At 41.1% G+C, this 21,279-nt stretch carries 18 protein-coding genes and 2 pseudogenes; 7 read left to right on the top strand and 13 right to left on the bottom strand.

All coding sequences use genetic code 11. The annotated features are described in order from the left end of the window. Nucleotides 1-122 precede the first annotated feature (122 nt). Both yhbY and GBN19_RS05085 read left to right on the top strand, forming a co-directional pair. Nucleotides 123-446, top strand: a complete 324-nt coding sequence (gene yhbY / locus GBN19_RS05090; RefSeq protein WP_151708745.1) for a ribosome assembly RNA-binding protein YhbY — start codon at nt 123-125, stop codon at nt 444-446. A gap of 9 nt (nt 447-455) precedes the next feature. Beyond that, complete coding sequence (locus tag GBN19_RS05085; protein ID WP_151777402.1) at nt 456-992, top strand: DOMON-like domain-containing protein; 537 nt, start codon at nt 456-458, stop codon at nt 990-992. Nucleotides 993-1,040: 48 nt separating this feature from the next. Here GBN19_RS05085 and GBN19_RS05080 read toward each other — a convergent pair whose 3' ends face one another. Continuing rightward, complete coding sequence (locus tag GBN19_RS05080; RefSeq protein WP_151708743.1) at nt 1,041-1,547, bottom strand: hypothetical protein; 507 nt, start codon at nt 1,545-1,547, stop codon at nt 1,041-1,043. 324 nt (nt 1,548-1,871) lie between these two features. Between GBN19_RS05080 and carA the strand changes: the two genes are divergently transcribed. The 3 genes from carA to greA all read left to right on the top strand — a co-directional run bounded on the left by carA (nt 1,872) and on the right by greA (nt 6,821). Then, nucleotides 1,872-3,011 carry a glutamine-hydrolyzing carbamoyl-phosphate synthase small subunit gene (gene carA / locus GBN19_RS05075; protein ID WP_151777401.1) on the top strand — a complete coding sequence of 380 codons (1,140 nt, stop codon included), beginning with the start codon at nt 1,872-1,874 and terminating at the stop codon, nt 3,009-3,011. A gap of 14 nt (nt 3,012-3,025) precedes the next feature. Continuing rightward, nucleotides 3,026-6,253 (top strand): carbamoyl-phosphate synthase large subunit, encoded by a 3,228-nt coding sequence (gene carB / locus GBN19_RS05070; RefSeq protein WP_151777400.1) that lies wholly within the window; start codon nt 3,026-3,028, stop codon nt 6,251-6,253. A 91-nt stretch (nt 6,254-6,344) separates the two neighbouring features. Next, a complete protein-coding gene (gene greA / locus GBN19_RS05065) occupies nt 6,345-6,821 on the top strand; it encodes a transcription elongation factor GreA (protein ID WP_151708740.1) in 477 nt (158 codons plus the stop codon). Between the two features lie 32 nt (nt 6,822-6,853). Here greA and GBN19_RS05060 read toward each other — a convergent pair. The 3 genes and pseudogenes from GBN19_RS05060 to GBN19_RS05050 all read right to left on the bottom strand — a co-directional run bounded on the left by GBN19_RS05060 (nt 6,854) and on the right by GBN19_RS05050 (nt 9,110). Further along, nucleotides 6,854-7,734 (bottom strand): annotated as a pseudogene (locus GBN19_RS05060) (histone deacetylase). A gap of 12 nt (nt 7,735-7,746) precedes the next feature. Next, a pseudogene (locus GBN19_RS05055) lies at nt 7,747-8,715 on the bottom strand (hypothetical protein). An 83-nt stretch (nt 8,716-8,798) separates the two neighbouring features. Continuing rightward, nucleotides 8,799-9,110 carry an MGMT family protein gene (locus tag GBN19_RS05050; protein WP_151708739.1) on the bottom strand — a complete coding sequence of 104 codons (312 nt, stop codon included), beginning with the start codon at nt 9,108-9,110 and terminating at the stop codon, nt 8,799-8,801. A gap of 89 nt (nt 9,111-9,199) precedes the next feature. Between GBN19_RS05050 and GBN19_RS05045 the strand changes: the two genes are divergently transcribed. Beyond that, entirely contained in the window at nt 9,200-10,282 is a 1,083-nt protein-coding gene (locus tag GBN19_RS05045; RefSeq protein ID WP_151777399.1) for an ArsO family NAD(P)H-dependent flavin-containing monooxygenase, read from the top strand. A gap of 12 nt (nt 10,283-10,294) precedes the next feature. On the opposite strand, the gene GBN19_RS05040 is transcribed toward GBN19_RS05045, so the two are convergent. The 5 genes from GBN19_RS05040 to GBN19_RS05025 all read right to left on the bottom strand — a co-directional run bounded on the left by GBN19_RS05040 (nt 10,295) and on the right by GBN19_RS05025 (nt 14,693). Next, the gene (locus GBN19_RS05040; RefSeq protein ID WP_151708737.1) at nt 10,295-11,794 is read right to left on the bottom strand and encodes a cation:proton antiporter; all 1,500 of its coding nucleotides are present in this window, start codon (nt 11,792-11,794) and stop codon (nt 10,295-10,297) included. Nucleotides 11,795-12,008: 214 nt separating this feature from the next. Beyond that, a complete protein-coding gene (locus GBN19_RS16060) occupies nt 12,009-12,317 on the bottom strand; it encodes a hypothetical protein (RefSeq protein WP_228271212.1) in 309 nt (102 codons plus the stop codon). An 8-nt stretch (nt 12,318-12,325) separates the two neighbouring features. Beyond that, nucleotides 12,326-12,853 (bottom strand): alpha/beta hydrolase family esterase, encoded by a 528-nt coding sequence (locus GBN19_RS16055; protein WP_228271211.1) that lies wholly within the window; start codon nt 12,851-12,853, stop codon nt 12,326-12,328. A gap of 16 nt (nt 12,854-12,869) precedes the next feature. Further along, a complete protein-coding gene (gene ypfJ, locus GBN19_RS05030; protein WP_151777398.1) occupies nt 12,870-13,769 on the bottom strand; it encodes a KPN_02809 family neutral zinc metallopeptidase in 900 nt (299 codons plus the stop codon). 15 nt (nt 13,770-13,784) lie between these two features. After that, nucleotides 13,785-14,693: a DUF808 domain-containing protein gene (locus GBN19_RS05025; RefSeq protein WP_151777397.1), complete on the bottom strand. Its 909-nt coding sequence runs from the start codon at nt 14,691-14,693 to the stop codon at nt 13,785-13,787. Between the two features lie 164 nt (nt 14,694-14,857). Between GBN19_RS05025 and trpS the strand changes: the two genes are divergently transcribed. Continuing rightward, a complete protein-coding gene (trpS, locus tag GBN19_RS05020) occupies nt 14,858-15,871 on the top strand; it encodes a tryptophan--tRNA ligase (RefSeq protein WP_151708733.1) in 1,014 nt (337 codons plus the stop codon). A gap of 332 nt (nt 15,872-16,203) precedes the next feature. Here the strand turns inward: trpS and sucD are convergent, their stop codons facing one another. The 4 genes from sucD to odhB all read right to left on the bottom strand — a co-directional run bounded on the left by sucD (nt 16,204) and on the right by odhB (nt 21,273). Beyond that, nucleotides 16,204-17,094 carry a succinate--CoA ligase subunit alpha gene (gene sucD, locus GBN19_RS05015; protein WP_151708732.1) on the bottom strand — a complete coding sequence of 297 codons (891 nt, stop codon included), beginning with the start codon at nt 17,092-17,094 and terminating at the stop codon, nt 16,204-16,206. A 12-nt stretch (nt 17,095-17,106) separates the two neighbouring features. After that, nucleotides 17,107-18,285, bottom strand: a complete 1,179-nt coding sequence (sucC, locus tag GBN19_RS05010; protein ID WP_151708731.1) for an ADP-forming succinate--CoA ligase subunit beta — start codon at nt 18,283-18,285, stop codon at nt 17,107-17,109. A 276-nt stretch (nt 18,286-18,561) separates the two neighbouring features. After that, nucleotides 18,562-19,995, bottom strand: coding sequence for a dihydrolipoyl dehydrogenase (lpdA, locus tag GBN19_RS05005; RefSeq protein WP_151708730.1), 1,434 nt, complete (start codon nt 19,993-19,995; stop codon nt 18,562-18,564). A gap of 60 nt (nt 19,996-20,055) precedes the next feature. Beyond that, entirely contained in the window at nt 20,056-21,273 is a 1,218-nt protein-coding gene (gene odhB / locus GBN19_RS05000; protein WP_151777396.1) for a 2-oxoglutarate dehydrogenase complex dihydrolipoyllysine-residue succinyltransferase, read from the bottom strand. Between the last annotated feature and the right edge of the window lie 6 nt (nt 21,274-21,279).

The following is a 21,279-nucleotide window of genomic DNA, read 5'->3' as shown; positions in this document are numbered from 1 at the left end:
ATACTTTTTCAAAAAATTAATCATCAAAAAATATGTATTTATGTGATTATAACTAAGTTTTTTATACGGTTCTGCTTGTGATTTGCTATACTACTGCGCTTTTCAAAAATTAGGTTTATTTCATGGCAACATTATCTATTCAAGAACGCAAACGCCTTCGCCAAATTGGTCATGCGCTTAACCCTGTCGTGATGGTGGGTGGTTCTGGCCTTACTGATAGCGTGATTGAAGAAGCCGTTCGCGCTTTAACAGATCACGAACTTATTAAAATTAAAGTGGCAGGTGAAGACCGTGATGCACGCGCAGAAGTTATCGATGCTTTAGCGCAAGCGACCCAAGCAGAAGTTGTACAAAAGATTGGTAAAATTGCTTTGCTTTATAAAAAGGCAGCAAAACAAAATCCAAAACTATCAAACCTTGTTCGTCACGCGCATTTAGCAAACTAAGAGTCCTGTATGGCAAGTTACGAGCTGCAAGCTTTTCAGCGCTTTCATGATATTTCATTGGTTGGCGCTATTGAGTACCAAGCACCTTATACGCTTAACCTTGGTTTTTGGCTGCGTGACCCTTTACAATTGATTCAATGGCCAAGTCTATGTGCAGCACATCCTCGACAAGATTTTCTATGGGAAAAGACCTGTTTTGAGCTGTTTATTGGGGTTAAACATGAAGATTTTTATCGTGAAATAAACCTATCTCCATCCCAAGCTTGGCAAGTTTATCAATTTGAAGAGTATCGCTATCCTGAAAGCATGCCTCCACAACTTGCACAAGATATTGAACTGTTAAACTTGCAGCGCACCCATTACGGACTTAATGCGACACTCGATTTGAGTCAATTTATGCAACAGCATCGACTCAAATGGCATGACCTGTTTATGGGAATGACTGCAGTTCTTGATACAACTCAAGGCATGCATTTTTATGCAATGCAGCATAGCAGCCCTGAAGCTGACTTTCACAACAAACGTGACTGGCTTCATCATTTCTAAGTATAAAAAAACGGGCAAATTTGCCCGTTTTTTATAACTAAAGTGATCTCACTTTACTTCTTCAGTTTCTTTCTCTGGCTTTTCTTCCACCTTTTTGTCTTCTGAATCTTTCACTTTATGCCATGCCTCTACCGCATTGGTTTTGGTACGGTGCAGCGTTTCTGTCACATGTTCTTTGTGTTTTGCAGAAAATTGAGAAACGTCTTCTTTTACTTCTTTACTAATCTTCGAAAATTCTTCAACAATCGAGGCAAATTCGATTTTGACAACTTCTTTAAGTTCAATTAAATCATCTTGCGACAAAGTAAATTTGTCACGAAAATCATTAAAATGAAGCAAGAAATCTTCTTTTAATTTCTTGACTTGCTCTTGAAAAGAAGCGCTTGCATCTTTAGCTTCAGATTGAATTTCAGTCGCCTGTTCCGCAGCCTTTTCTTTCACCTCTTCAAATTTTGCTTCAGCTGCTTCAACTTTCTTTTCAACTTTAGCCTTCACCTCTGTTGCGGCTTGCTCAAGCTGTTCTGTTTTTTCTTGTAGAGTCGTTTTCGTCGCCATGAGTGCGCTCCTTATTTATACAAAATCAATTGCAGTATTGCTGTTACCCAATCTACCAAAGCGATGTTTTTTTAAACATAAAATTGTCGGACAATTAACGAATTCTCACATAATGACATTGCTTTTTTGCAGTTCACTACAAATCCTGAGCACAGTGCTTTTGTCTGATTGATTATTTATAAATAACGTGGACTTTCTTTGCCTATATGCGTACAATACGTTTTTAAGTTACAAGCGAGCAGACCAAAGGAGGGCATGTTTTTAGGCAGCCATCTTTTTTATGTCTACTCGCTTTTTTACAGCTTAAAATTCAGGAGCTTTGGTTTGAGCACCCCCGCCATTTTAGCCCTCGCAGATGGAACTATCTTTAAAGGTACCTCTATCGGCGCTACGGGATGTACGACTGGTGAAGTCGTTTTTAATACTGCCATGACTGGCTATCAAGAAATTCTTACTGACCCAAGTTATGCACAACAACTTGTGACATTAACTTATCCGCATATCGGAAATACAGGTTGTAACGCAGAAGATTCTGAATCAGGTCGTATCCATAAAGTATGGGCGAACGGTTTAATCATCCGCGATCTTCCATTACTTCACAGTAATTTCCGTGCAGAACAATCTTTAGGTGAATATCTTGCACAGCATAATGTTGTTGCAATTGCTGACATTGATACCCGTAAATTGACACGTATTTTACGTGAAAAAGGTGCACAAAACGGCTGTATCCTTGCCGGTGAAAACATCACTGAAGAGCAAGCTTTAGAAAAAGCACGTGAATTTGGCGGTCTCAATGGTTTAGACCTTGCTAAAGAATGTTGCGATCCTGAAGGCTTTGAATGGACTGAAGGTTCATGGGCTTTAGGTCAAGGCTTTGCACAACCTGAATTTAAATATCATGTCGTTGCATATGACTACGGTGTCAAAACCAACATCTTACGTATGCTCGCAGACCGCGGTTGTAAGTTGACTGTTGTACCTGCGCAGACTCCTGCTGAGAAAGTTCTCGCATTAAATCCTGATGGCGTATTTTTGTCGAACGGTCCTGGTGACCCAGCGGCATGTGACTACGCAATTGAAGCTGTAAAAACTATCGTTGAAACCACAACTTTACCTGTATTTGGTATTTGTTTAGGTCATCAAATCCTTGCTCTCGCTTCTGGTGCAAAAACCATCAAAATGAGCCATGGTCACCACGGTGCAAACCATCCTGTGCAAAATCTTGAAACAGGGACAGTGATGATTACATCACAAAACCACGGTTTCGCAGTGGATGCAGATACTCTTCCAGCGAACTTAAAAGCAACACATAAATCGTTGTTTGACGGCACGCTACAAGGTATCCACCGCACAGATAAACCAGCGTTTAGCTTTCAAGGTCACCCTGAAGCAAGCCCAGGTCCACATGACTGTGCCCCACTGTTCGATCATTTCATCGAACTTATTGAAGCCACTAAGAAGTAATTAAGGAGCGAATAATGCCTAAACGTACGGATATTAAAAGCATCTTAATTATTGGTGCTGGTCCTATTGTGATTGGTCAAGCCTGTGAGTTTGACTATTCTGGTGCACAAGCCTGTAAAGCACTTCGTGAAGAAGGCTACCGCGTTATTTTGGTGAACTCTAACCCAGCGACCATTATGACCGACCCTTCAATGGCGGATGCAACTTATATCGAGCCAATCACTTGGCAAACTGTTGCACAAATCATTGAGAAAGAGCGCCCAGATGCCGTTCTTCCTACAATGGGTGGTCAAACGGCATTGAACTGTGCGCTTGCGCTTGATGAACACGGTATTTTAGAAAAATACAATGTGGAATTGATCGGTGCGACTAAAGACGCGATTGAAAAAGCTGAAGACCGTAAACTGTTTGACATCGCCATGCGTAAAATCGGACTTGAATGTCCTCGCGCTGACGTTGCAGAAAGCATGGAACATGCTTTAGAAATTCAAGCACGTTTCGGTTTTCCTGTAATCATTCGTCCATCATTCACGATGGGTGGTTCAGGTGGCGGTATTGCGTATAACAAAGAAGAATTCATCGAAATTTGTGAACGCGGTTTCGACCTTTCTCCAACTAAACAGTTATTGATTGATGAATCTTTAATTGGTTGGAAAGAGTACGAAATGGAAGTTGTTCGTGACAAAAACGACAACTGTATCATTGTTTGTGCGATTGAAAACTTCGACCCAATGGGCGTGCACACAGGTGACTCAATCACTGTTGCCCCTGCGCAAACATTGACGGACAAAGAATATCAAATCATGCGTAATGCATCGATTGCTGTTCTTCGTGAGATCGGTGTTGAAACGGGTGGTTCAAACGTTCAGTTCGGTATTAACCCGAAAGATGGTCGTATGGTTGTAATCGAGATGAACCCTCGTGTTTCTCGTTCATCTGCACTTGCATCTAAAGCAACGGGTTTCCCGATTGCAAAAATCGCAGCAAAATTGGCAGTTGGTTACACACTTGATGAGCTTAAAAATGACATCACTGGCGGTGTAACACCTGCGTCATTTGAACCCGCAATCGACTATGTTGTGACCAAAATTCCACGTTTCAACTTTGAGAAATTCCCTCAAGCTGAACCTGTATTGACCACACAGATGAAATCTGTGGGTGAAGTGATGGCGATTGGCCGTAACTTCCAAGAATCAGTACAAAAAGCACTTCGTGGTCTTGAAGTTGGCGTTTGTGGTTTTGACGAACAAATCGCTGTAGGTACTGAAGGCGCGAAAGATAAGATCTTAAAAGAACTTAAAGTTCCAGGTCCTGAGCGTATTTGGTATGTTGCTGATGCCTTCCGTCATGGCTTTAGCCTTGATGATGTGTTTGAAGCGACTAAGATTGACCGTTGGTTCTTGATCCAAATCGAAGACATCATCAAAACTGAAGCTCAAGTAAAAGCTTTAGGCTTTGGCGACTTGACTGCTGACAATATCCGTTCATTCAAACGTAAAGGTTTATCTGACCTTCGTATTGCGAACTTGATGGGTATTTCACAAAAACAATTCCGTAAGCACCGTTGGAACTTGGGTGTTTACCCAGTTTACAAACGTGTTGATACCTGTGCAGCAGAATTCGAATCTGGCACTGCCTACATGTACTCAACTTACGATGAAGAATGTGAAGCAAATCCTTCAGCGAAAGACAAGATCATGGTGATCGGCGGTGGTCCAAACCGTATTGGTCAAGGGATCGAGTTTGACTACTGCTGTGTACACGCTGCGCTTGCAATGCGTGATGACGGTTATGAAACAATCATGGTGAACTGTAACCCTGAAACTGTTTCTACCGACTATGACACTTCAGATCGTTTGTACTTCGAACCAATTACTTTAGAAGATGTCCTTGAAATCGTACGTACTGAAAAGCCAAAAGGCATTATCGTACAGTACGGTGGTCAAACTCCGCTTAAATTGGCTCGTGCTTTAGAAGAAGCTGGCGCACCAATTATTGGTACATCTCCAGATGCGATTGACCGTGCAGAAGACCGTGAACGTTTCCAGCAAATGATTCAACGCCTGCAATTACGTCAACCCAACAACAGCATCGTAAAATCTGCTGAAGAAGGTATTTCTGAAGCTGCGAAAGTGGGTTATCCGCTCGTTGTTCGTCCATCTTATGTATTGGGTGGTCGTGCAATGGAAATCGTATATAACGAAGATGAGTTAAAACGCTACCTTCGTGAAGCGGTTCAGGCCTCTAACGAAGCGCCTGTACTTCTTGACCATTTCTTGGATTCAGCCATCGAAGTTGACGTTGACTGCGTATCTGACGGTAAAGATGTGGTGATTGGCGGGATCATGCAGCACATCGAACAAGCGGGTATTCACTCTGGTGACTCTGCATGTTCAATTCCTCCATACTCGCTTTCTCAAGAAATCCAAGACGAAATGCGCCGTCAAACTGTAGCTATGGCGAAAGAGCTTGGCGTGATCGGTTTGATGAACGTACAGTTTGCGGTTAAAGGCAACGACATTTATATCCTTGAAGTGAACCCACGTGCATCACGTACTGTTCCGTTCGTATCTAAATGTATTGGCGAGTCTTTAGCGAAAGTTGCTGCACGTTGTATGGCGGGTCAGTCTTTAGAATCTCAAGGTTTCACCAAAGAGATTATTCCGACTCACTTTGCTGTTAAAGAAGCGGTATTCCCATTTGCGAAATTCCCTGGTGTTGACCCAATGCTTGGCCCTGAGATGAAATCTACAGGTGAAGTGATGGGTGTTGGTAAATCATTTGGTGAAGCATTCTATAAAGCTGTATTAGGCTCAAATGAACGTTTACCAGGCTTACCAACTGAAGGCGAAGTTAAACATGCATTCTTGTCTGTTCGTGATTCAGACAAAGAACACGTGGTTGATATTGCTAAACGCCTTGCTGACTATGGTTTCAAACTGATTGCAACGTCTGGTACGCACAAAGTATTGAGCGATGCGGGTGTTGAATGCGAACGCGTAAATAAAGTAACCGAAGGTCGTCCACACATTGTAGACCGCTTGAAAAATGGTGAAATACACCTTATTGTCAATACCACTGAGGGCAAACGTGCTCAGTATGACTCAGCCATGATTCGTCGTGCTGCGCTACAAGGTAAAGTGTATTACACCACCACCATTAATGGTGCTGAAGCAGTTTGCCAAGCCTTTGCGATTCAATTACCAATGGATGTATATCGCTTGCAAGACTTGCAAAATTAATTCCTGATCTGATAAGTCCCGTCACCTTATCGGTGGCGGGATTTTTCTTTTTTTTAAACGATATAATCCCATTTCATTTCGAGGGACTAAAATGCAACGTTATCCAATGACGCCTGAGGGCAAAGCAGCTTTAGAGAAAGAATTACAGCAATTAAAAACTGTTGAGCGTCCACGTATTATTCAAGCCATTGCTGAAGCACGTGAACATGGTGACTTAAAAGAGAATGCTGAATATCATGCTGCTCGTGAACAGCAAGGTTTCTGTGAAGGTCGTATTCAGGATATCGAAGGCAAGCTTGGTGCATGCCAAGTGATTGATGTCAATGATCTTGAACAGAATGGTCGCGTTGTATTTGGGGTAACAGTAACCATTGAAAACCTTGATACTGAAGAACGCAAAACCTATAAAATCGTAGGTGATGACGAAGCAGATTTTAAAATCAACAAAATTTCGGTCAATTCACCCATTGCACGTGGTCTTTTAGGTAAGAATGAAGGCGATGAAGTCAAAATCGTCACGCCACAAGGTGAAGTTGAATACGAAATCGTAAATGTAGAATATCTATAAAAAATTAAGGAAGTACAAGGTACTTCCTTTTTTTAGCTCGCTGCTTCAACTTCAGCATACACTTCATGTGCCGCCTCAAATGTATTCACATGTAATGGGACTAGATCAACCAAAGGCTGATATCCTCCTGCCAAGACAAACATCAAAGGAAGGTTATTTTTTTTGCTAAAGAAAAAACCAAATGATCTCTCTGTTTAAGCAATTCAGTGGTAAACCAAGCCGAACCAAAGCGATCATGTTGATGACAATCCATCCCCGCCTGATAAATAATCAGATCTGCTCCCCAAGCAATCGCATTGTTAAAACCTTGCTGAATCGCTTTGACATACTGCTCAAATGAACCTTCTTGTTTATCAATATGATGGGTTAAGCTACGTTCGTGATAAGCACAACCAAAAGGAATAGCAAAAATACTATAATTAAATAAATTATGTAGTCTCAAAGTAAACTCTGCCGTACCATTTCCACCATGCTGATCACAATCAAGTATAAAGATTTTCTTATGCGGAAAGTGCTGCGCCACCAAAGCTAAGCCATTAAAGGTACAATACGCCAAGCCACATTCATAAACGGCATGATGAAAACCTTGTGCAATATTGGCAGAAATTCCATATTGAAATGCCAGTTCAGCTGCCTTTAGTTGTCCACCTTGTACACTCAGTACCGCGTCACGCAATTGTTCATTCCACTGTTTAAAGCCTTGAGCACTGGCAAGCGGTTTTTCCCCTTGCACAAAAGCATCAACATAATGTGGATCATGCAATTTTTTTAATAACTGAACATCAATCAGCTCTGGCTCCACCAGTTCAATATAACTTTTCTGTGCAAGTACCTCTGCCACCGCAGCCAGTTTTTCCATGCTATTGGTGTGGGTATGTGCATAATAACGTGGCGAATAACACACATGGATCACATTGGATTTCATCTAAATTTGCTCGTTTGCAATATCAACCAATTGGGATAGCTTGGTGGTTTCTGGGCTAAATAAATGATTATCAACCTGTTGTTTAAAATGGGTCGTAAAAGCTCTTGGACGGTTTTCAGGGCTAATCGCCAAAGTGGTGATACGTAAGAACCAAAATGTAACGGCTTCAACAGGAATGATATACCCCCGAACTTGTTTATTTGGGCGTTTATCTGCGATCTGTTCCAAATCATAATCGAGTGAAAATAAACTCCCCGCAGGTAAACGCACACCATTAATGAGCACAGGAACAAGACTGATACAGGAATGATTATCGCCCATATTCATTTTTTCAAGCAAAATCGGGCGCTGCTGATGATCCACAAAAATATTAATTGAGCCTTGCCTTAAAATACGATGATGTGCAATCTGCAAGAAAAAATCTTCAGCCATAGGACAAGAGCCGACCTTCGGCTTAGCTTGGGAATTCACCAGTTCAACATATTGATCAGTCAAGTTCTCAATCGGTAAAATGATATCTGCAATCAACTGACAAATCAGATGACTTTCTTCTAATTTTGCTTGCTCACTGATATGGCGTAAGTCGTGCTGGAACTTAATTTCCTGCCGTAATTGATCAATGATTGGGTCAGTAGTATTTTGATGTTCTTTTAAAAAATGGATGACTTGAGATGAAATATCCAAATTTCGCCAATCTTCTAACGCTAAACCATACTGTTTCAGCATCGGGAATTTGCTTTTAAGCTGATTAATTTTGTAATCATCAAAAATACGATGATCTTTGTTGTCTTCAGTATTTCGGGGCTGATTAATAAACTCAGCCAGTAATCGGGTTGATTAGGTATAACCACAACCACGACGTTCAGTTTGGTGACTATAATGCTCGTTCAGCATTTCCGTGAGTGTATTTGATAATGGAAGTAAATGTTGCTGAAATAAAGCAACAACTTCATGATTGAGTTCAGCCATAGTTATCATTATTCTCCTTTCTTTATTCTGTTTTACCATAGCTGTTTCAAGCTTGAAAGTCTTTCAATGATTAGTTTTCACACTTAAATTTGCCATTGATATTGGCTTAATTTAACGCGACCTGCAATCACCACAATCCCTTCTTGTTGCAACTTGAGTGCCTGAATATTATTGCCTTTTGCATCGAGTTGGCTGAGGCTAATTTTCCCTTGTGCATTGATCACCCGATGCCAAGGAATCTGACTTCCTGACTCTAAGTTCTGTAAAACCTTACCCACCAAACGTGCATGGCGAGGCAGACCTGCCATCTTGGCAACTTGCCCATAAGTTGCAACTTTTCCATCTGGAATTTGCGCAACGACTTCTAAAATTTGGCAATAAAGTTCTATTTGCATTTGAAATATAGCAGTCTGATCATAGGAAAAATACTAGAATAAGCGGCATCGACTTGGTATTGCCAGCCCTTTAGTACAGGATTTCTAACATGAAAACAACACACACTGTAGATGTTTGTATTATTGGTGGTGGGCAGGCAGCTTTGGCTTGTGCCTATTTTTTAAGACGTACAAATCTCTCCTATGTCATTCTTGATCGAGAACAGCATGCAGGTGGTGCGTGGCAACATGCATGGGATTCTTTACAGTTATTTTCACCTGCCAGTTGGAGCTCAATTTCAGGTTGGTTAATGCCGCCCACTCAACATGCTTATCCAACTAAAGCTGAAGTCCTCAATTACTTAAGCAATTATGAAATACGCTATCAACTGCCTATTTTGCGCCCGATTGATGTCAAAACAGTCACGCCCCTAGACAATGATTTATTGGTGCAAAGTGCCGAACAAAATTGGCAAGCTAAAGCTGTGATTAGTGCTACAGGCACATGGAGTCATCCCTATATCCCCTATTATTCAGGTTTTGAAAATTTCAAAGGTATGAGTTTACACTCTGCACACTATCAAAATCCTGAGGCATTACAGGGACAGCGTGTGTTAATTGTGGGCGGTGGTAATTCAGCTGCACAGCTTGTTGCTGAAATTTCTCAGGTGGCTACAACGATATGGGTTACACAGACTCCACCACAGTTTTTAGCCGATGATGTCGATGGACGAGTGCTATTTCTGAGAGCAACGGAACGTCTAAAGGCACAACAGGAAGGGCGTAGTATTGAACAGCCACTTGGTGGCTTTGGCGATATTGTCATGGTTGATTCTGTCAAAGATGCTCGAACCCGAGGCGTTTTAGTCAGCCATCCTGCGTTTTCTCACTTTACAGAACACCATGTGGTTTGGGAAAATGGCGAAATGCAAGAGATTGATCGCGTGATCTGGTGTACAGGTTTTCGCCCTGCGCTATCTCACTTAAAAGCATTAAATATTATTGAAGAAAATCAGCGTGTTCTTACTCAAGAATCACGTTCAATCAAACAGCCAAATCTATGGCTTGTGGGTTATGGCGACTGGACGGGCACTGCATCAGCCACATTAATTGGGGTAAACCGCACTGCACGTCATGCTGTTGCTGAAATTAAAGCTTATCTTGACCAAAGAGATGATTTTTCATCTCCTTGATCTCATTAAAACTTAGAAATTATGTGGATTTTCCAACTGATTGCGTTCAGTCATTTTGCTTGGATCATGTAAAGCAGCAACACCATCCTCTGTTTTTACATCGGTAATTTGCTCTGGATTATAGACCGTAATGGTTTCATTACCATTGGCATCCTCCCCCACAATATACTTAATCCCTTTACGATTCATTTTATGGCACATCCGCTGATACCAACCTTTAAAACCTTCTGTTTCCTCATGCGGGTTGTAGTAGAAAGCATTCATCACCGCAGGCAATCCCAAACCACAGACTACACCTGACAACAAAACCGCAATAAACGTATAGCCAATTAAAATACTACTGTATTGATTTAAAGCAGGATGGTTGGCAACAGCCAAGATCAAGGCAAGTGACAGTCCACCTCGCACACCACCCCAGCTTAAAATGGCAAGACTACCGTTATAACTCTTTCTTCTAAAACTTGGGAAACAGGCAAAAGAGAGAAAATTCGCTGCAAATCTTGAAATATGTAGCACAATAAATGCCACAATTCCGCCAAAAATCATACTGGCATTCAAATCTAAAATGAATAATTCCAAACCAATCAAGGTAAACAGAAAGGAGTTAATAATTCCTTCAACAGTATGCCAAAAGTGGTTAATTTCGCGGATTGCCGTATCTGATAAAATCTCTTGCCAACGGTTCCCCACAATCAAACCACCAATCACACAAGCAATTGGAGCAGATGCGTGAGCAAACAATGCCACCAAGTATGAGCCACATGCCAATAATGCTGTGGTTAAAATCAAAGATTCTGGCTCATGCTTCCCGCGAAGCAAACGCAAAATGCCCTGCCCAAATGCCCAACCGATCAGTACCGCCACCATAATTTCATAGAACAAGGTTTCCAGTGTCCCAATCAGGGTAAAGTTTTTACCTTGAATGACATTCAGCAACGTCATGAATACGGCAATACACATGGCATCATTAAACAGCGATTCGCCTTCAAGCTTAACGATTAAATGATGTGGCGCACGAACTGAACTCAGCACACCTTTAATTCCAATCGGGTCAGTTGCACCTAATGCTGAACCTAAAAGCAATAAAATCGCAATCGGTACATAGTGCCCAATTAACAACTGAAACCCAAAGAGCATTCCCCCAAAAAAGACAGCACACAGCACTAGTGAAATACTTGCCAAAATACTGATAGGTTTCCAATGGTTACGCAAATCAGAAATTTTAAATTTAAGGGCTGACGAGGTTAAAATAAAGCAAATCACACCATTAATTAAAAAGTCATAAAAATCAATATGACGAACCGCATTTTGAATACTCTGAATATTAATACTGACAAAAGCATTTCCGCTCAGCAGACTAGCGCCCCACTGAAGAATAAAGACAAAAATTGCCGAAACAATAGGCACACCAATGGCTTGTGGAAAACCTAAAACACGCTTATTGAAAATTGTAGTGGCAATAGAGAGGGCAAAAATAACCGTAAAAACCTGTAAAATAAAATAACTACCCATAAGCACCCTACATCATTGAACTCATCTTGTTTTACATAAATAAACTCTGCGACGAAAAAAAAGCCGTCTGAATCATTTTACAGATTTTTAGGCTTTACTGGGGAAAAATGTAACAAACTATTTACATAAAATGAAAATTCTTACGGTGTTTTGAGTCATTCACGAAATAAACATTTCATAAAGCTCAAACAAGCTTTATCAATCAAAAGTCTCATCAGCGATGATGTTGCTTTAAGAAATTCCAAATCGTTTGTGTTGTATCAAACTCATTGGCGTGCTCTGCTTCTAACCATGTATGCCCTGTCAATTTTAGTATATTTACCTGTAAGTCGGCTTGACATACAGTGTATTGCCATATGCTTAAAGTGTTAGAAGTTGATATCAAGTTTTTGTTTTGACAATGATTTGTTTTTTTCCAAATATTCAGAGTCTGATTTAAAGACAAAAATGGCTGGGCTTGCGTACGAGCAACAAATCTCATCTGACTCATGCCACCATCTATCGGTACCACTTGATCTTGCACGCCATGAATCACCAATAAAGGCAGGCAGCCTGAGGCTGTGGCTGCCCTGCAAACATCGCCGCAGAAACAACGGCAGCAGCAGCAAATGGCGTTCGATTTTGCGAAATCAATTGATAGGTCAGCATTCCCCCATTTGAAAACCCAACAATATAAATATGATAGGGATCAATAGAATAATTCTGTTGTGTACTTTTTAGTACCTGCTGAATAAAAGCAGCATCTGCATTTTGTTGCTGCTGACCTTGTCCACAGCATCCTACTGCATTCCATGTGTTTTTTTCAGCATTAGGCGCAACAATAATTAATCCCTCACGCTGTGCTACGCTTTGCCAACGCTTGAGCATTCGTAAACCATTACCACCACCACCATGTAAAACCAGTACTAAAGGTGCTTGTTTCTGTTGATGTGCATCAAAGACAAAGTATTGCCGATCTACCCCTTGTATCTGTAAATGCCGTTCAACTGGCTGTTGTGCCATGATCTCAGATGAACCCCAAAAACCGAGACAAATCAAAAATAAAGTGACCCAACGCATAAGGGATTACCTCTTATCAGGTATGTTGAAATGTGTCACAAGCTGATAAATCCTGTGCATGTAAGCCCTGCTGAAACCATTTAATCCGTTGCTGACTTGTCCCATGCGTAAAACTGTCAGGAACAATTTGTCCTTGGCTACGCTTTTGCAAATAGTCATCCCCAATTTTTTCAGCAGCATCAATCGCTTCTTCAACATCGCCTTGTTGCAAGAAGTGTGTTCGCTGATTGTTATATTTTGCCCAGATACCCGCAAAACAGTCCGCTTGTAACTCCTGTTTAACTGAAAGCTGATTTGACTGTTTTTGGCTCATTTGCTGACGCTGTGCATAGACTTTTTCAGAAATCCCCAACAGGTTTTGAACATGATGACCTACTTCATGCGCAATCACATAAGCCATCGCAAAATCTCCCGCTTGATCCTGCCGTGAGAGCTGGGTACTGTTTTTCTCACCAGAAATCCCCAACTGTTGACGCATTTCCACAAAGAAATCTGTATCTAAATAAATGCTCCGATCTGAAGGGCAATAAAAAGGCCCCATCGCAGATTGCCCAGTCCCACAAGCTGTTGGTGTAGATTGACGATAAAGCACCAATTTAGCAGGGGTATATTGTAGACCTTGCTGCTTGAAAATGATTTTCCATGTATCTTCTGTATCCGCAAGAACGGTGGATACAAATTGTTTTGCTTCTTGCTGCTCGGCTGTTGGATTTTGGATGGCTTGAGAAGAAGCTGGCTGCTGCTGTGTGGTCAGTTGCTTGGTGACCTGATACGCCTGCTGCGGATCTGCACCAAAGAATTTCCATGCCACAAATGCAACCACTAAGCCTAGAATACTGATACCACCCGTTTTTACTGCACCGCCACCACGGCGGTCTTCTACATTGTCACTTTCTCGACGCCCTTTCCATTCCATAACAACACCTTTTATTTAATTTGCACGACGAAAAATTTTACTGAAAACTGTCATTGCCACCAAGACAATGACTCCAGCAATCATGCCAATACCAAAATTGAGTAACATTGGGGTAATGCTTCCCAAAATCTGTCCAACGGTTGGAATCACTTCAGCTTGATTCGTTGCATGTTCAGTTAAATGATGAGCAAAAGGAACCGCATGGTTAATAATGCCACCACCCACCAAAAACATGGCAATCGTCCCCACAAGCGTCAATGTTTTCATTAATTTTGGTGCAAAAGCCAAGAGAATATTCCCAAAGCGAGTTTTCCATGCCTGACCTTGTTGTGTTAAATACAGCCCTATGTCATCAATTTTGACGATAAAAGCCACTAAGCCATAAACACCAATTGTCATAGTTAACGCAATTGCACTCATGACAATCACTTTATTCAGCAAAGTTGTGGCTGCAACTGTGCCTAAGGTAATCACCACAATTTCAGCAGAGAGAATAAAATCGGTACGTATTGCGCCTTTAATCTTATCTTTTTCATAAGCCACCATATCTTGTGGAAGCTCAGGAATTTCGCTGACATCGGTATGTTTTTTGGTCTTTAACGTATGTAAAACTTTTTCTACGCCTTCATAACATAGAAATAATCCGCCAATCAGCAGTAAAGGATTAATTAACCATGCTGCGAACACGCTAATAATCAGTGCAACAGGCACTAAAATGCATTTATTGAGTAAAGAGCCCTTGGCCACCGCCCAAACAACGGGTAGCTCGCGTTCTGCTCTTACACCTGCAACTTGTTGAGCATTTAGAGCGAGGTCATCTCCCAAAACGCCCGCTGTTTTTTGTGCTGCGGTCTTACTCATTAAGGCAACATCATCTAATAAAGTTGCAATATCATCTAATAAGAGTAATAGGCTACCTGCCATATCAAGTTCCAATCAATATTTTCTAGCATTGTAAAGTGTTTTTATGGCACAAATCTAACAATCTTCAAGAATTGCCTGACTTTGGCATAAGACATCACTTCGCTTATGCCTTACAATAACTGCATTTTTGAAAAACGATCAAAGCACAGTTTTTAGGATATCCCATGACAACAGCAGATCAACGCCCAATTATTTTGACAGGTGACCGCCCAACTGGACAACTCCATTTAGGTCACTTTGTTGGTTCACTTCGTTCACGTGTTGGTTTACAAGACACGCATCATCAACATATTTTATTAGCCGATGCACAAGCATTGACAGACAATGCCGATAACTTTGAAAAAGTTCGTCGCAATGTCATTGAAGTTGCGACAGATTATCTAGCAGTCGGTATCGACCCGACTAAAACAACGATTTGTGTTCAGTCTCATTTATCGGCTTTAAATGAACTGACCATGCTGTATTTGAACTTTGTGACTGTGGCACGTTTAGAACGTAACCCAACAATCAAGTCTGAAATTCAAATGCGCGGTTTTGAGCGTGATATTCCAGCAGGTTTCTTATGCTACCCAGTGGCTCAAGCTGCCGACATCACTGCATTTAAAGCGACTGTTGTTCCTGTGGGCGAAGATCAAATTCCAATGATTGAACAGACCAATGAAATTGTTCGTCGTGTCAACCGCCAGATTGGCCGTGATTTACTCCCAGAATGCAAAGCATTACTCTCAAGTGTTGGTCGTTTACCGGGCTTCGATGGTAAAGCCAAAATGTCAAAATCTTTGGGTAACACCATTGTGTTAAATGCGACAGACAAAGACATTAAAAAAGCAGTCAATGCCATGTACACAGACCCAAATCATCTTCGGGTTGAAGATCCAGGTCAAGTCGAAGGCAATGTCGTATTTACTTATTTAGATGCATTTGATCCAAATAAAGAAGAGCTAGAAGACTTGAAAGCACACTATCGTCGTGGTGGTTTGGGTGATGGTACGGTGAAAAAACGTCTTGAAGGTATTCTAAAAGATTTGATCGCTCCAATTCGTGAACGCCGTAATGAGTTATCTAAAGATCCTGACTATATTATGGATGTTTTGAAAGCAGGTACTCAGAAGTGTCAAGTGATTACCCAAAGCACTTTAGATGAAGTCAAAGATGGTCTTGGAATGTTCCGTTTCTAAGCATTATTCTTGCTACAAATAACCAAAAGTGACCATTTTGGGTCACGGTACTGAAATCTTGCAACAAAAAGTGTCATTTTTTTACGTTATTTAACACTTAATTGAGCTTAAAGCCTATTATTTTAGTCTGCTTTTTACTATACTAGCTCTATAGCGTTTAGTTGTTACAACTAAATGACATTTCTCCATTTTACGGAACTGTATGCAGTTTTTCGTTGTTCTACGCAGTGGTCACCCCAACCATTGCGTATTTTTTTGCCTAAAAATCCTCAAAAAAATCAAGTTGCCACTTTCATGAAAACTTGATTTTTAAACTTTAGAGAAATTACAACTTAGACCAATTTTCTCTGTTTTAATACTTCCAACATGGTTGCACCAATTTCTGCGGGGCTACGTGTATAAGCCATACCTGCACGCTCAAATGCCATAAATTTCTCTTCCGCAGTCCCTTTACCACCAGAAATGATCGCACCTGCATGCCCCATACGTTTACCTTTTGGTGCTGTTACTCCTGCAATATAACCAACAACAGGCTTCGTCACATTGGATTGGATATATTCAGCAGCTTCTTCCTCAGCAGTTCCACCAATTTCACCAATCATAATAATCGCATCGGTATCTGGATCATCTTGGAAAAGTTTTAAAGCATCAATTTGGTTCATACCTGGAATCGGATCTCCTCCAATCCCAATACAAGTCGACTGCCCAAGTCCTAATTTTGTGGTTTGAGATACTGCTTCATAAGTCAAAGTACCTGAGCGTGAGATAATGCCAATCCGCCCTGCTTGATGAATATGACCTGGCATAATTCCAATTTTACATTGGTCAGGGGTGATAATACCCGGACAGTTTGGCCCAATCAGACGGGTATTATTACCACAGGTTTCCAAATAGCGCTTGGCCTTTAACATATCTAGAGTTGGAACACCTTCCGTAATGACCACGACCAACTCAATTCCTGCATCAATCGCTTCAACAATCGAATCCAAAACATAAGGTGCAGGGACATAAATCACAGAGGCATCTGCCTGTGTTTCACGTACCGCATCTTGCATGGTATTAAATACAGGTAAATCAATATGTGTTTGCCCACCCTTGCCCGGCGTTACACCACCTACCACTTTCGTTCCGTAATCTAGTGCTTGCACAGAATGGAATGTGCCATTTTTCCCTGTAAAGCCCTGTACTAAAACTTTTGTATCCTTATTGATTAATACGCTCATGCTGACAATCCCTTATTCATTTTCGTTTTGTTGTAATGCTGCAACGACTTTTTGTGCTGCATCAGCCAAGCCATTTGCAGAAATAAGTGTCAATCCAGATTCATCCAGAATTTTTGCACCTAACTCAGCATTATTACCTTCCAAGCGAACCACAACAGGGATTTGTACCGCCACTTCCTGTACAGCTGCAATAATGGCTTCTGCGATCATGTCACAACGTACAATTCCACCAAAAATATTGATTAAAACTGCTTCAACAGAATGATCTGCTAAAATAATTTTAAACGCCTCAATCACACGTTCTTTAGTTGCACCACCACCCACATCAAGGAAATTCGCGGGTTTTCCCCCATAAAGCTGAATAATATCCATGGTCGCCATGGCTAAACCTGCACCATTGACCATACAACCAATATTCCCTTCGAGGGCAACATAGTTAAGATCATGTTCAGAAGCTTTGAGTTCACGCTCATTTTCTTGCGTTTTGTCACGTAAATTTGCAACTTCAGGAATACGATAAAGCGCATTAGAATCAATGCCAATCTTGGCATCAACACATAAAATCTCACCATTTTCACGAATGGACAATGGGTTAATTTCAAACAATGCAAAATCATTTTCAGTAAATGCGCGATAAGCACCCTGCATCAATTTTGTGAAACTCGAAATTTGCTCTTCTGTAAGTTGTAATGCATACCCCACTTGGCGTGCTTGAAATGGTAACAAACCGACTAGAGGGTCAATACTAATTTTAATGATCTTTTCAGGTGTTTCTTCTGCAACTTTTTCAATTTCAACACCGCCTTCGGTCGATGCCATAAACGTCACGCGACGTGATGAACGATCAATAACTGCCCCTAAATACAATTCACGCTGTACAGGATAAACATCCTCGCACACCAAAACACTATTTACAGGTTGACCAAAAGCATCCGTTTGGTAGGTTACAAGGCGAGTTCCTAAAATTTGCCCCGCATATTCAGCAGCTTCATCTTTGGATTTTACAACTTTTACACCACCCGCCTTACCACGCCCACCTGCATGGACTTGAGCTTTCATGACCGCAAATTTACCAGCTAATTTTTTATAAGCAGCGATGGCTTCATCGGGAGTTGTAGCGAGAATACCTTCTTGAACGGGTAAACCATAACGCTTGAGTAGAGCTTTTGCCTGATATTCGTGTAAATTCATTCTCGTACCTTTATACTTATTACATCCACTTATTTTAAGAGCGAGCTACGACAGCATCATGCTGAAGTCTAATTGTAGTTGTATTAGAAATTTGCTTGAAACTCAACTCATTACTACAAATTAAACATAATTCTCAAAAATATCGCAAAATTTGGTATTTTTTATATAAATAAAAATACATTTTCTAATTCTTAATATTTATTTATCAATATCTTAAAATAAAAAGAGCGACCAAAATGATCGCTCTTTTTCAATTAAATTATTTAACTAATCTAATTATTTACGCTTACGCTGAATCGCATGAATTGCACGACCATCAACAGCAAGTGCAGCTTCATGTACAACTTCAGAGAAAGTTGGGTGACCAAAAGTCATCAACTGTAGATCTTCAACAGAAGATACAAACTCAAGTGCGATCATACCTTGGTGAACGATATCAGACGCAGCAGGTCCAATCACGTGCATACCCAATAAGCGGTCAGTTTTTGCATCTGCAACAAACTTCACAAAACCTGCATTTTCACCCGCAGCCATTGCACGACCATTTGCAGCGAAACCAAATTGACCCGTTTTAACTTCATGGCCTTTTTCTTTCGCTTGCTCTTCTGTTAAACCTACCCATGCCGCTTCAGGATGTGTATAGATGACAGAAATGATGGTGTCATAGTTCACTTGTGCAGCATGACCATGAATACGTTCAACCGCCATGACGCCTTCTTCCATTGCTTTATGTGCAAGCATTGGACCACGTACCAAGTCACCAATTGCATATACACCTTCCACAGAAGTTGCACACCAATCGTTCACTTCAACCAAACCACGTTCAGTCAATTTAATGCCAGAGTCTTCAGCCAATAAACCTTCTGCATAAGCACGACGACCAACACAAACGATTAATTTATCAAAAGTTTGCGTTTTTTCTTCGCCACCTTGCGTGTATTTAACTGTAACTTCACGGCCATTTACTTCAGTGCCAGCGACTTTAGCGCCAACACGAATATCAAGACCTTGTTTAGTTAATACTTTTTGGTATTCTTTAGCCAATGCTTTATCTGCCATTGGTAAGAATGCATCCATTGCTTCAAATACAACAACTTCAGCACCTAGACGACGCCATACTGAACCAAGCTCTAAACCAATTACGCCAGCACCAATAACACCTAAACGCTTAGGAACTTCTTGGAATTCTAAAGCGCCCGTTGAATCGACAATAATGTCTTGATCAACAGGAGCTACAGGAATATTTACAGGCACAGAACCAGATGCAAGGATCACATATTTTGGCTCTAAAACTTGAGTTTCACCTTCATGAGAAACAAACTCAACTTTTTTACCCGCAAGTAATTTACCCGTACCTTTTAACCATTCGATACCATTACCTTTAAGAAGACCATCGACACCCATTGTTAATTGGTTGACGATTTTATCTTTACGATCCAGCATTTTAGCCAAGTCAAACTGCACTTCACCTGTTGTAATACCATGATCATCTAAATGATGAACTGTATCTTCATAGCGGTGAGATGAGTCAAGCAATGCTTTAGAAGGAATACAACCCACGTTTAAGCAAGTACCGCCTAAAGATGGCTTGCCTTTGTGAATACGTTTCTCAATACACGCAACTTTAAAACCCAGCTGAGCAGCACGAATTGCCGCTTCATAACCACCTGGGCCACCACCGATTACAACAAGATCATATTGTTGAGACATGTTTATCTCCAAATACAGACTTAGAGGATCACTCTAAGCCTGTTATTTTTATTCTATCAATTAAAGGTCAAGGATTAATTTAGCTGGTTCTTCTAACAATTCTTTGATTGTTACCAAGAAACCTACCGCTTCTTTACCATCGATCATACGGTGGTCATAAGAAAGCGCTAAATACATCATTGGCAAGATTTCAACTTGACCATTCACCGCCATTGGACGTTCTTGGATTTTGTGCATACCCAAGATACCTGTTTGCGGTTGGTTCAAAATTGGCGTTGAAAGCAATGAACCGAATGTACCACCGTTAGTAATGGTGAATGTACCGCCAGTCATGTCTTCGATGCCCAATTTGCCATCACGTGCTTTATACGCATAATCACGGATGCCATTTTCAACTTCGGCATAGCTCATACGGTCTGTATCACGCAGTACAGGAACCACTAGACCACGATCAGAAGATACAGCAACACCGATGTCATAGTAACCGTGATAAACGATGTCGTCGCCATCAATTGATGCATTCACTGCTGGGTAGCGTTTTAATGCTTCAGTTGCAGCTTTAACAAAGAAAGACATGAAGCCTAAACGTGCACCGTGACGTTTTTCAAAGATGTCTTTGTATTGCTTACGCATTTCCATAACTGGTTTCATGTTCACTTCGTTAAACGTTGTCAACATTGCAGTTTGTTGAGTTGCTGAAAGCAAACGTTCAGCTACACGTTTACGTAAACGAGTCATTGGAACGCGTTTTTCAATACGTTCACCAACAGCCACGCTTAATGGTGTTACGTTAGCAGCAGCAGGTTTAGTTTGATGATTTACAACATCTTCTTTGGTGATGCGACCACCACGACCTGTACCTGCCACATCAGATGCTGCAATACCCGTTTCGTTTAATGCCTTACGCACAGCAGGAGCTTGGTCTTGAACAGTTTGAGTACGCTCAACCACAGGTGCAGCGCCTGCTTGTGTATTTGCAGCCGCTTGTTCTACTTTTTCTTCGCTTTGAACAGCTTCAGTCGCAGCAGCACCAGAAACAGCACCCACTTCGAATTGAGCAATCACTTCACTAGAAAGAACAGTTTCGCCTTCACCTTTCACAATTGCAACTAAGCTACCATCAGCAGGTGCAACAACTTCCAATACAACTTTATCAGTTTCAATATCACAGATCACTTCATCACGTGATACTGCTTCGCCCACTTTTTTATGCCAAGTTGCAATTGTTCCGTCTGCTACAGACTCTGGGAATACCGGAGCTTTAATTTCGGTTGCCATTATATT

The sequence above is a fragment of the Acinetobacter brisouii genome, from assembly GCF_008993995.1.
Lineage (GTDB): Bacteria > Pseudomonadota > Gammaproteobacteria > Pseudomonadales > Moraxellaceae > Acinetobacter > Acinetobacter brisouii_A.
The sequence above is the reverse complement of the archived record's forward strand: the minus strand, read 5'-3'. Positions and strand labels throughout refer to the sequence as shown.